Raw genomic sequence first — 11777 nt, forward strand, 5'->3', positions numbered from 1 at the left:
CCGATTTGTCACCGCATCGCTGCATGTGAACTACCTGCGCCCGACCCCAATAGACGCCGAACTGGAAATCCGCGGCGTGATCAAGGAATTGAAAGAGAAAAAGGTAGTCGTATCGGCAACCGTTTCAGCCGAAGGGAAGCTGTGCGCCACGGGCGAAGTGGTGGCGGTCCGGATGCCTGAAAACATGCTCCGCTGAGGACCCCCAATCCTTTGACAACAAGGCGCACCCCGGCTATGCTTGGAAGAGGGATGGATATCTGGGTCAACCCCATGACAAGCCGGTATCGTGCCGGTCCACGGGGTCGTTTTACAAAGGAGGTGCGCCATGTCAACACCGGTCATCCTGCTGCCGGTCGACGGATCGGAACATGCCACCCGGGCGACGGCCTACGCATTGAAACTGGCGGGCCTGATGAGCGCCCGCGTGCTTCTACTTTACTGCCATCGTCCCTTTCCAGTCAAGCTGGGCGAACCCTATTTTCAACATGCCATAGACAAGATTAAGGCTGAGGCCAACGCGCTGATGGAACCGTTCCGGTCGATCCTGGCAGAAAAAGGCGTCGAATTTACCGATCTTATCGTAGAGGGACCGCCGGGAAAAAAGATCTGCGATATAGCCCGGATCGAAAGCTGTGAATTGATCATCATGGGATCTCGCGGCCGGTCCGACCTGAAGGGACTGCTGCTGGGAAGTGTCGCGCACCGGGTGCTGCAGCAGGCGCCCTGCCCGATTCTGGTGGTTCGCTGAACCCTTTTACAAATAGCAAAGGCAATCTCCTTGCACATGTTCTCACTAGAACAATTTCACCGAACCTACGACACGGTTACCACACCGGTGACGATAAACGGGCAAACGCTGAAGCTGTTCACACCCGCATCCATTGACCGGTTCATCAATCCGGACGACATGATGGATAATTTTCCCCTGTGGGCCAAAATTTGGGAAGCCTCCGGTGTCCTGGCCAGCTACCTTGCCGGCATGCCGCCGAACCCGATGAAAACCATGCTTGAAATTGGATGCGGCCTGGGGATGGTGGGAATTGCCGTTGCCAGGGCGGGTCATCGCATCACCATGACCGAACTCAACCCCGACGCCCTCAATTTTGCCCGGGCCAACGCCCTGGCCAACGACTGCCCGCAAATCGCCATCGAACGGTTGGACTGGAACGCCCCGCAGTTGGATGGCCGGTTCGACACGATTGTGGGATCCGAAACCGTCTACAAAACCGAAGACATCGATGGTCTTGAGGCCCTGTTCGACCGCTACCTGAATCCCGGTGGAACCATCATTCTGGCCGAAGGGGTGCGCCGCACCGGCGTCGACTTCTGGGAACGCCTGCGCGACCGCTACGATGTCAAGACCCGGCGACAGACCCTTCGATCCGACCAGGGGGAGAAGCACATGGTCCTCTTTCGGTTGCAGCGCCGCGCCGATCGCCAATTGGAAAGCTGACCTCACATGGCCAGAGGCGACCAGCTGAGCCGTCAGTGGAAGATCATCCAGACCCTAATTGCATCCACCCATGGCAAAACCGTTTCCGCCCTTGCCGATCGGCTGGGCTGCACTCCGCGGACCGTTTACCGGGATCTGGAGGCGCTTCAGGCCGGCGGCTTTCCCCTCACTACCGAAACCCGGGACAATCGCAGTTATTGGCACATCCTGAATGCCAGCCGGCAGCAGGTTCCCCTGGCCTTCAGCATCCCTGAGCTGATGGCCCTGTACTTCGGCAAGGACATGCTCAAGACTTATCGGGGAACCGTCTTTTACGACGCCATTGATTCCCTGTTGTCCAAGATCGAAGCCACGCTGCCGACCGCCTACATCGACTACCTGGACCGGATCCGTGACCGGGTGGATGCCGGCCCGGCCCCGAGGAAGGACTATTCCCGCTTCGGCCCCATCATCACCGAACTGAACCGGGCGATCGTCGACGAAAAAAAAATCCGCATGATCTACTTTTCCATGGGCCGGCAACAGGAAAACCAACGGACGGTTCATCCCTACCGACTGCGCCATGTTGAGGACACCCTCTATCTGATCGGCTATTGCGACCTGAGAAAAGGGGTTCGGACGTTTGCCGTGGATCGTATCAAAACGGTATCGCTGACCGATGACGGTTTTCAGATTCCCGAGGGGTTTGACGTGCCGGCCTTTTTGCGGGACAGCTTCGGCATTTACCAGGGATCGCCGGTGAGGGTGAAGATCCGCTTTTTCGAATCGGTGGCCGGTTACATTCGTGAGCGCATCTGGCACCCGAGTCAACACCTGTCGGATCAGGCCGACGGCACGCTGATTTTCACAGCCACCGTGGCCGGCATCGAAGAAATCAGCCATTGGGTCCTGCGCTGGGGCGCCGGGGCGCAGGTGCTGGAACCGGCAGCGCTTCGCCAAGCCATCGGTCGCCAGGCAGCAGCCATGGCATCCCACTACCGGGATGCGCCTGCAGATGAGCACCACAAAGACGTCTAACCATACCCATTTTCAAGGGAGATCGATCCAATGACGATCACTTCGAAACTGCCGGATGTGGGCACCTCCATATTTACGGTCATGTCCGCCTTGGCCGCCGAACACGGCGCCATCAACCTGTCCCAGGGGTTTCCCGATTTCGATACGCCCCCGGCACTGGTCGATCGCGTGCTTGCGCACATGCGGGCCGGCCGCAACCAGTATGCACCCATGCAGGGCGTGGCATCGCTCAGGGAGCGTATCGCCGAAAAAACCGCCACTCTTTACGGTAACCCGGTCGATCCGGATACGGAAATCACCGTCACATCGGGGGCCACCGAGGCGCTTTTTGCAGCCATCACCGCAGTGGTCCGCCCAGGTGATGAGGTCGTGGTTTTCGAACCGGCCTTCGATTCATATGTTCCAGTCATCCGTCTAAACGGCGGCATCCCGGTCTATCTCTCCATGAAAACGCCCGACTATCGCATCGACTGGGATGAGGTCAGCGACGCCATCGGGCAAAACACCCGGCTGATCATCATCAACTCGCCGCACAACCCCACGGGCACCGTGCTTTCTCCAGCGGACGTCGCGGCATTGAAGCGGATCGTTGCGGACCGGGACATCTTTATCGTCTCCGACGAAGTCTACGAACACATCATCTTCGACGGCCTGGCCCATGAAAGCGTGCTGAGAGACCCGCTGCTGTATGCCAAAAGCTTCGTGGTCAGCTCATTCGGTAAGACCTACCACACCACCGGCTGGAAAATCGGTTACTGCCTGGCGCCGCCGGCCATCACGCAAGAGTTTCGGCGGGTTCATCAGTTTCTCACCTTTGCCTCCAACACGCCCATCCAATGGGCCTATGCCGATATCATGGCGGATGCATCCCTGTATCTCGAGCTGTCGGCATTCTACCAGAAAAAAAGGGACCGGTTTCTATCCCTGTTAGAAAATTCCCGGTTCAAGACCCTGCCCTGCCACGGCACTTATTTTCAGATGATGGATTATTCAGCCATCTCCGACCTGGACGACGTGGCCTTTGCACACCGAATGACCACGGTTCATAAAGTGGCGGCCATCCCGCCGTCGGCATTTTACCATGATGGACAGGACAACCGGGTGATGCGGTTCTGCTTTGCCAAAAGAGATCAAACCCTGGAACAGGCCGCGGAGATATTATGCAGGATCTGAAAATTGCACTGATTGAATATGAACCACAAGGAGGCGATCGTCACCGGCGTATTTTCCGCCGCAGCCGTGGAAGGCTATCGCGATGAATTTCCGGCCTGGATGGATGCCGATGGCAAGATGGTAGCGGGGTAATTCGGGGGTACTTATTGGAAGAGATACCGGCCCAGTCTGCCATAATGGTCGGTGGTTTCAAAATCCAAACCGACAATGTTGGACTGGATGCGCTGGACGATGCCCGCTTCACGGACCTGGGAGCGGTCCTCGTCATCCAGGGTGAACTCGATGGTCAGTTTGTCCCCCACCTCAAATTCAGGCATGCTGCTGACCGAAAACTGAATGCCCGACTGGGAGATATTCCGTATTTTGATCAACCCTTTCATTGGGTTACCATTGCTGTCCTGAAAGAAAAACATGCCCACTAGGTTGACTGACTTTCTAAAATGTCGTCGCCGCTCAAGCAGCACCCGATAGTCGTTCCCACAGCTGCATTTGCATTTGAGCCGAACCGCCGCCTGGACGTGGGAGAACTGGCTCAAGTCTCTGATGACCCCTTTATTGCAGGCTGGACAGATAAACGTGCCTTCTCCCTGATCATTGATAAAGATCCGGTGTTCTTTATTTTCAGTAGGCAGGTCGGCTGTGGGTTGGGGCATATGTTTTGATTTTGCTTCCGAAAACATGAAGCGCTCCTTATCGTTTATAGCTATTTGACATCTTATTATTTATATCGCCACGAAAAGGATAAACTTGAATAGGAATGTGTGGGGTAACTGGATTAATATTTACTTACAGGAGGGTGGGAAAGATGGGGTTTCATAATCGACATCCGGTGGCAGCTTCGCCAGGCTGGCCGCCTGGGTGGCAAGCTGGTCGCATCGTTCGTTTCCGGGATTTCCCGCATGTCCTTTGACCCAAGCCCAATGCACGTCGTGCCGGTCACAAAGTGATAGCAGGCGTTGCCATAAATCGATGTTCATGGCTTTCCCGCCGTTACTTTTACGCCAGTCGTTACGTTGCCATTTTTTTGCCCAACCCTTGGTGATGCCGTCCACCACGTAGCGGGAGTCACTGTACAGGGCAACGGCCGAGGGGGGTTCGAGTTGTTCGAGGCCGACAATGCAGGCCAACATTTCCATGCGGTTGTTGGTGGTTCGACGAAAGCCGCCGGAAAGTTCCCGGGTTCCCCCAGGCGACGAAATGACCACCCCATACCCACCGGGGCCGGGGTTGCCCAGGCTGGAACCATCCGTGTAAATGACGATTCGGTCTGCAGTCTTAACCGTCGGCATCGCGGTTGATCGGGAACTTGTTTTTTGTGAAGGCGTGACGCTTATTTTGTGGCCTGAACGCCGATCCTGGATAAAACCTTGTGCTTCCTCACGTGTCGAAAAGCCTTTGTACCGGGCGCCTTTAAAACCGACCACCTGGTTCTGGGCACCGGCGTCGCCGAACCACTGGGTGTAGATGCCCGGCTGCCTGCCGACGGCAACGGCGTAGTATTTGTTCTTGGCCATAATGATTGCTTGCACTCGCTCCGCGACAAACCGCAGATACGTGTTGAATTGAATGGATCGATTTATGGTTTAACGATACTTCCCGCCATTTTTGAAAGGATTCTATATCCAATATAGCCGTTGCTTGGCAATGATATTTTGCCTATTTTTAAACCAATGTCATTAACTTAAGAAGTTTCATATGCGGTGAATCCATCGCTATCGGGATCGCTATCGAAATCGACCAACGCTGCCATGGCATTGATTTCGATACCGATTGCGATAGCGATGTCGGCCCCGAAAGGGTGTTTTCAGACAACCGAAGACTTAAGTTGCTGACATTGATTCATAAACCACAATGGGGCGTTTTTAAGTGGGTCATCCGTTTACGGTTTTCTACTGCCAAACAGCCAGATTGCCATCAACCCATACAGACAGAGGATACCCACGCTGATCAGAAAGGCATAGAGAAGGGATCCCGACCAATCGGTTATGATCGGAAAGAAGAACGCATTGACCATGGCAATGATCAGAATATGCACGAGCAGTGGTGGTCCCGAGAAAAAAGCCATCATTGACTGCTCCTGATAAATGCGGGTGCAAGGTTCAATCAGGGGGAAATCCCGAACCGGAGCCACTTGAAGTCCTGGCGGACCTGATCTGAAATCCCACTGCCGATGCGACCCATGAAGAGATTTTCGGGTTTCAGACAGATGTTCGGTTCGTTGGTCTGCAGTTCGATAAACCCATGGGGGTTGAACAGCCGGATGAGCATATTGCGGTATTGTTGGGCGTTCATGCCCGAACCGTCCAGATCCCAGGTCCATGAGTATCCGACCATGTATGCAATCATCCGTTCAATCTTCGGGTGGGTCAGCATCAGACGGACCATGTCCCCTGCGATTTTGCAGGATCGAAGGATTCTGCTGACTTCCACGGCCTTTATTTCCATCATCATGCCCGGCCCCAGTTCCGTCCAACGCTCATCGGTTTCCGGGTGGCTGAAAACCCCGAATCCCACGATGTGCTGGTCGTCAGTCAGGGCCAGCACCACATTGGCATCCGTTTTGGCGGCATGCTTTTCAAGGGTTTCTCTCTTGGTATAAATGGATTTATACTGAGCGTGGGTGCCGAACTGGTCGTCGAAACGGTAGGATTGGATTTCATCGGGCGTACAGAAAGACCGAATCTGTATGGGGCCGGCCGGGGTGAACCGGACCATCTCCTTTTGCATGGGATCGTTCAAGAGCGTCTGTCTTCTCCAAGGTGAGTGGATGCCGTAAAAGTCACGATATCAATGACCGCCGGACATAGACCCGCATACGGTTAGAAGTCACTCCACTCTTTATGCAGTCGTTTGACCATGATTACCATATCCTGACGGTTGCCCTGGATATCCATCATATATTCCTTCAGCTCTGCAAACTTGAAGAAATCGAACTTCTTTACGGCTTCGATGGCGCCGTCTTCGACGCCGGCCACCAGGTCCGCCCGGAGCATCTCCAGGCCCTGATCCATGGCCAATTGAATCAGGTCCAGCAGCAACCAGGTCCCCAGCCGCATCTGCCGGTATTCAGGCAGCACCACGATACGGAACCGACCCACGTGACGGGTGGCACCGAAACCACGCAGATAAAGGCTTCCCTGACCCACGACAGTCTCATTGCACAAGGCCAGGATGGAGCAGATGCTGCCCTTTTCCACGGCATCGAACCACGTGTCCATGACAGCCGTGTCCATGACATCGTAATTCATGAACCAGCGGTCTGATTCGGGAATCCGGCTGTAGAAGGCGTCCAAAAGCGGCCGGTCTCCGGGTTCCAACGGGCGAATCACTGCCTCCACGCACTCCTTCAGGACACACTCTTTCGGGTATCTCACGGTCTCGACCTCCTTCGCCGGTGGTATCAGTCGGCCCCGGAAAGATAAGAACTAACCGGTCCGGAGCAGCGCTGTCAAGGTTGCCATACCCATCCCACGGCAATCCGGACGGCAATCAGCCAATCATAAGAACCGATGGGCAGAAGATGTCCGCAGGCCGGGCGATCATGGGAACCGCCTGTCTTGAAAAGGATATTGAACAGGCTGGTTTTTTTTCTTGACTAACCCTATTCGTAGCTAATATATAGCTAATATGTAACCAATTATCAAATGAATTTTATCCATTATTTGATATTTGTTTTTGAACAGATGTCGTCCAGCCTGTCCCCCAAATAATACGTCCCGGTACACCCGGAACAAAGAGATTCCTTAACCTGCGGCTTCATCGCGAGCCGCCAAGAGGGAGGTAACAATGAGTGACCTGAGTTGGCTGCCGAGAGAATCCGGTATCAAGAATCATCACCTGTGGGGTGAGGAACACTTTTCCAGCGACGCGCCCGGGGTCATGTTCGAAAAACGCCCCATTCTGGATCCGTCGGGAAATCCGGTTGACGGCCTGTTTTCGGCCTGGATCATCCTGAACAACCCGCTGCAATACAATTCCTATAACACCGAAATGGTCAAGGGCGTCATCGCCGGGTTCCATCGCGCTTCAGCGGACAGTTCAGTGGTGGCGGCGGTTTTTACTGCCATGGGCGACAAGGCCTTTTGCACCGGCGGGAATACGAAGGAGTACGCCGAATACTACGGAAAGCGGCCCAACGAATACGGACTTTACATGGATCTTTTCAACGCCATGGTGGATGGCATCCTCAGCTGCAAAAAACCCACCATCTGCCGGGTCAACGGCATGCGGGTGGCCGGCGGCCAGGAGATCGGCATGGCCTGCGACACCACCTTGTCCAGTGACCTGGCCATCTTCGGCCAGGCCGGTCCCAGGCATGGCAGTGCACCGGACGGCGGCAGCAGCGATTTCCTGCCGTGGATGCTGCCCATGGAACTGGCCATGTGGAATTGCGTCTCCTGTGAAATGTGGAGTGCTTACAAGATGAAACACCTGGGTCTGATCTCCAAATGCGTCCCCGTCATCAAGGATGCCGATGCCTGGGTCCGCAACCCCGCCATCGAAACGGATCGCTATATCGCCGACGGTGAAATCGTCTACGGTGAATACAAGACCGGGAATGCGGCCAAGCAGGCCAGGGCCTATGTCAAGTCGGCCGAAACCGATTTCGAACTGCTGGACAACGAGGTCAACCGCATTCTTTGGACTTATACCAACCTCTTCCCGGGGTGTCTGATCAAAAGTGTGGAGGGCATTCGTCTGAAGAAGAAGTACTTCTGGGACCAGGCCAAGGTCATCAACCGCCACTGGCTGGCCGCCAACATGAACAGTGAGGCCTTCCTGGGATTCAACGCCTTTAACACGAAAAAGATTACCGGCCGGGATACCATCGACTTCATCGAGTACCGGCGGCGCCAGGCCAACGGCGATGCCTTCGACGTAGAATTCATGGCCGCCGTACTTGGCCGCCCAACGACATAAAGGAGAAACGCATATGCTGCTGGAAGGTAAAAATGCCATCGTCACCGGCGGGTCCCAGGGGATCGGCACAGCCGCCAGCCTGGAACTGGCCAAAGAGGGCGCCAACGTCTGCCTCACCTATCGACGCCATGAAAACGAGGCCAGGGCCGTTGCGGACCAGATTGAAAAGATGGGGCGTAAGGCCATCTGCGTCGCCTGCGACATTGCCGTCTTCGCCGAGGCCGAGGCCGCGGTCAAGGCGGCCGTGGACGCATTCGGCCGCATCGATATCCTGGTAAACAACGCCGGCATGAACTGGGACGGCGTCTGCTGGAAGATGTCCGAAGAGCAGTGGGACCGGGTGATCGCCGTCAACTTGAAGGGGTATTTCAACTTCACCCGTCAAGTGGCGCCCCTTCTGAAGGAACAGAAGTACGGCAAAATCATCAATGTCACCTCCATCAACGGCATGCGGGGCAAGTTCGGGCAGACCAACTACTCGGCCTCCAAAGCAGGCATCATCGGGTACACCAAGGCCGTGGCCAAAGAATTGGGCGCCTTCGGCGTCAATGTCAATGCCGTGGCCCCGGGCCTGATCGAAACCGCCATGCTCAAAAATTCCGAGGCCCGGGACAAGATCATCGACCTGGCCATGGGCGAAATGGCCTTGAAGCGCATCGGCCAGCCCGAGGATCTGGCATCGGTCATCGCTTTCCTGGCTTCCGACAAGGCCCGCCACATCACCGGCGATGTGATCAAGGTAGACGGCGGGCAGTATATATAGCTGATAGCTCAAAGCTGAACGCTGAACGGTCAAAGGACTGGCGACAGAAATCAGAAGGCAATTAAAGCATTCGGCATTGCCTATCCACCTTCAGCCTATAGTCTAAACACCAACACTGAGGACTACCACTATGAATGACGTTGCCATTATCGGTGCGGGACAAAGCACCTTCGTGCGATTTTATCCGGGATCGGTCCGGGAACTGGCCTTCGAAGGCTTTTCCGATGCCCTGGGCCACGCCGGCATCTCCGCCGCGGACATCGACGCGTCGGTGGTCTGCTCGGCACCGGAATACGACCTGCAGCGCTCGCCGGCCGGGGTGTTCGCCGAATATTTGGGACTCAACCCGGCTCCCACCTTTTATGTAGAGACCCTGTGCTCATCTGGTAGCACGGGCCTGAAGCTGGCCTACAGCCTCGTCAAATCGGGGCTGCACGACATCGTGGCCGTGGTCGGGTTTCAGAAAATGTCGGAGATCTCCTCCGCCGAAACCCAGGAACGCATGGGCCGGGGTGCGGACATCCAGTGGGAGAGCCCCTTCGGCACCATGATGCCCGCCTACTACGCCATGTATGCCCGGGCCCACATGGAGGCCTACGGCACCAAACCCGAAGACCTGGCCGCCATTCGCGTCAAGGCGTCCACCTACGGCCAGCTCAACGAGCGGGCCGTCTACCGCAAGGCCGTCACTGCAGAGATGTTCACGGACACGGAAAACATGATGAGCCAATCCGTGGCATCTCCCTTGCGGGTGGGCGACTGCTGTGCCAATGCCGACGGCAGTTCCTGCATTATCGTGGCCAGCGCCGAAAAAGCCAAATCCCTTTGTGACAAGCCCGTGTGGATCCGGGGCATCGGTTCGGCTTCCGCGCCGGTCAACCTGGCCGGCCGGGACCTGTTCAACGGGTTGTCCGTGGCACGCCAGGCCGGCGCCCAGGCCTACAAAATGGCAGGCGTGGGTCCCAAAGAGATCGACGTGGCCGAAGTCCACGACTGTTTTACCATTGCCGAGATGATGGCCTACGAAGACCTGGGCTTCGCCGGACCCGGCGAAGGCCGCGACCTGATTAACGGGAAGGAGACCTATTTGGAAGGAAGTATTCCGGTGAACGTGGACGGCGGGTTGCTCTCCAAAGGCCACCCCATCGGCTCCACCGGCGGCAGCCAGATCCGCACCATCGTGTTGCAGTTACGCGGCGAAGCGGGTGAGATCCAGGTGCCCGATGCCGCTGTGGGCCTGGTCCATAACATCGGCGGTGTTGGGCTTTATGGGAATGTAACCATTCTGGCCAGATAATTCAATCCGGCCCACCTCGGTGGACGGACATGTGAGATAAGGAAAAACAGCCATGGGTAAAAAGGAAAAGGACGAACGGTTCAGAAAATTCGGAACAGTCAGTTTTACCGGCACCACCCGAGTCAACGATTTCATCGACCACCTGGAGCAGGGAAAGGTCAGCGGCACCCGCTGTGAATCCTGCGGGAAAGCGTTCTTCCCTCCCCGGGCCGACTGCTGCACCTGCCGCTCATCAAAAATGAAATGGTTCGATGTCCAGGGAACGGGAAAGCTGCTCACCTACAGTACCCTGGCCTTCGGCCCAAAAGGATTCGAAGGGGACCTGCCCTATACCATCGCCTTGTTGGATTTCGGTGACTACAAGGTATTCGGACGAATTGCCGACGGTATCAAAGAATCCGAGCTGTCCATCGGCATGGCCTTGGCAGCCAGAGCCAACCCGCTTGCCGACGGACGGATCAACTACGTCTTTCACAAAGACTGACCATTTTTCCACTCACCCTCCCCCTCTACCCATCAGGGCGGGGGTATTACCGGTAAGGAAGAAAACATGTCACATCTGAAATTCATCAATCATGAAATCGTCGGCGGTGTCGCCACCCTGACCTTTAACCGTCCCAAGCACAACGTGCTGGATATCGAGATGATGAACGAACTCAACGGCCAGTTGGAAACGCTGGCCAACGACGGGTCACTTAAGTGTGTGGTCCTGGCGGCCGACGGCCCCAGCTGGTGCGCCGGCGTTGAGGTGGCCGACCATCGGCCGGAGATGGTGGACGAGATGATCGCCACCTTCAACCGCATCTTCGAACTGGTTCACCGCATGCCTGTGCCCACCATTGCAGCGGTCCACGGCGCCTGCCTGGGGGGTGGCATGGAAGTCGCCATGGCCTGCGATATCATCGTGGCATCGCCTAAAGCCGTGTTCGGCCAGCCGGAGATCAAGCTGGGATTTTTTCCCCCCTACGCAGCCATCCGGCTGCCCCAATTGGTGGGTCCGGCCCGGGCCGTGGAGATTTGTACCACCGGCCGTAGCTACAAGGCTGAAGCGGCGCACCGCATGGGCCTGGTGGCCCACCTGTCCGGCGAAGAGAACTTCCAGGAAACGGTCGACAGCATCGTGGGTGAAATCAAGGCATGCAGCCCGCTGATCA

Annotated in this window: 15 protein-coding genes; 10 read left to right on the plus strand and 5 right to left on the minus strand. The window is 56.3% G+C overall.

Translation table 11 applies throughout. The features are described from left to right. From QNK41_RS14025 to QNK41_RS14045, 5 genes are all read left to right on the plus strand, one after another. The coding region (locus QNK41_RS14025; protein WP_319257982.1) for a PaaI family thioesterase at nt 1-196 on the plus strand (196 nt) is incomplete at its 5' end. Between the two features lie 129 nt (nt 197-325). Next, a complete protein-coding gene (locus QNK41_RS14030) occupies nt 326-748 on the plus strand; it encodes a universal stress protein (protein WP_319257984.1) in 423 nt (140 codons plus the stop codon). Between the two features lie 36 nt (nt 749-784). Then, nucleotides 785-1453 carry a class I SAM-dependent methyltransferase gene (locus tag QNK41_RS14035; RefSeq protein WP_319257986.1) on the plus strand — a complete coding sequence of 223 codons (669 nt, stop codon included), beginning with the start codon at nt 785-787 and terminating at the stop codon, nt 1451-1453. 6 nt (nt 1454-1459) lie between these two features. Further along, nucleotides 1460-2470, plus strand: a complete 1011-nt coding sequence (locus QNK41_RS14040; RefSeq protein ID WP_319257988.1) for a helix-turn-helix transcriptional regulator — start codon at nt 1460-1462, stop codon at nt 2468-2470. Nucleotides 2471-2500: 30 nt separating this feature from the next. Further along, nucleotides 2501-3643: a pyridoxal phosphate-dependent aminotransferase gene (locus QNK41_RS14045; protein WP_319257990.1), complete on the plus strand. Its 1143-nt coding sequence runs from the start codon at nt 2501-2503 to the stop codon at nt 3641-3643. Between the two features lie 143 nt (nt 3644-3786). Here QNK41_RS14045 and QNK41_RS14050 read toward each other — a convergent pair whose 3' ends face one another. The 5 genes from QNK41_RS14050 to QNK41_RS14070 all read right to left on the minus strand — a co-directional run bounded on the left by QNK41_RS14050 (nt 3787) and on the right by QNK41_RS14070 (nt 7017). After that, on the minus strand, nt 3787-4323 hold the full coding sequence (locus QNK41_RS14050; protein ID WP_319257992.1) for a PilZ domain-containing protein: 537 nt from the start codon (nt 4321-4323) through the stop codon (nt 3787-3789). A gap of 102 nt (nt 4324-4425) precedes the next feature. After that, on the minus strand, nt 4426-5157 hold the full coding sequence (gene rnhA, locus QNK41_RS14055) for a ribonuclease HI (RefSeq protein WP_319257994.1): 732 nt from the start codon (nt 5155-5157) through the stop codon (nt 4426-4428). Nucleotides 5158-5522: 365 nt separating this feature from the next. After that, on the minus strand, nt 5523-5711 hold the full coding sequence (locus QNK41_RS14060; protein WP_319257996.1) for a hypothetical protein: 189 nt from the start codon (nt 5709-5711) through the stop codon (nt 5523-5525). A gap of 35 nt (nt 5712-5746) precedes the next feature. Further along, on the minus strand, nt 5747-6382 hold the full coding sequence (locus tag QNK41_RS14065; protein ID WP_319257997.1) for a hypothetical protein: 636 nt from the start codon (nt 6380-6382) through the stop codon (nt 5747-5749). An 80-nt stretch (nt 6383-6462) separates the two neighbouring features. Next, nucleotides 6463-7017 carry a GNAT family N-acetyltransferase gene (locus QNK41_RS14070; RefSeq protein WP_319257999.1) on the minus strand — a complete coding sequence of 185 codons (555 nt, stop codon included), beginning with the start codon at nt 7015-7017 and terminating at the stop codon, nt 6463-6465. Nucleotides 7018-7429: 412 nt separating this feature from the next. On the opposite strand from QNK41_RS14070, the gene oah reads away from it, so the two are divergent. From oah to QNK41_RS14095, 5 genes are all read left to right on the plus strand, one after another. Then, nucleotides 7430-8563: a 6-oxocyclohex-1-ene-1-carbonyl-CoA hydratase gene (gene oah, locus QNK41_RS14075; protein ID WP_319258001.1), complete on the plus strand. Its 1134-nt coding sequence runs from the start codon at nt 7430-7432 to the stop codon at nt 8561-8563. A 13-nt stretch (nt 8564-8576) separates the two neighbouring features. Continuing rightward, entirely contained in the window at nt 8577-9326 is a 750-nt protein-coding gene (locus QNK41_RS14080) for an SDR family NAD(P)-dependent oxidoreductase (RefSeq protein WP_319258003.1), read from the plus strand. Between the two features lie 130 nt (nt 9327-9456). Next, nucleotides 9457-10623, plus strand: a complete 1167-nt coding sequence (locus QNK41_RS14085) for a thiolase C-terminal domain-containing protein (RefSeq protein WP_319258005.1) — start codon at nt 9457-9459, stop codon at nt 10621-10623. Between the two features lie 52 nt (nt 10624-10675). After that, a complete protein-coding gene (locus QNK41_RS14090; protein WP_319258007.1) occupies nt 10676-11107 on the plus strand; it encodes a Zn-ribbon domain-containing OB-fold protein in 432 nt (143 codons plus the stop codon). 66 nt (nt 11108-11173) lie between these two features. Continuing rightward, nucleotides 11174-11777 (plus strand): enoyl-CoA hydratase/isomerase family protein (locus tag QNK41_RS14095; protein WP_319258009.1); only part of this gene is annotated, 604 nt, incomplete at its 3' end.

Origin of the sequence: Desulfosarcina sp. (assembly GCF_033791525.1) — a bacterium.
In the GTDB taxonomy this organism is placed as follows: domain Bacteria; phylum Desulfobacterota; class Desulfobacteria; order Desulfobacterales; family Desulfosarcinaceae; genus Desulfosarcina.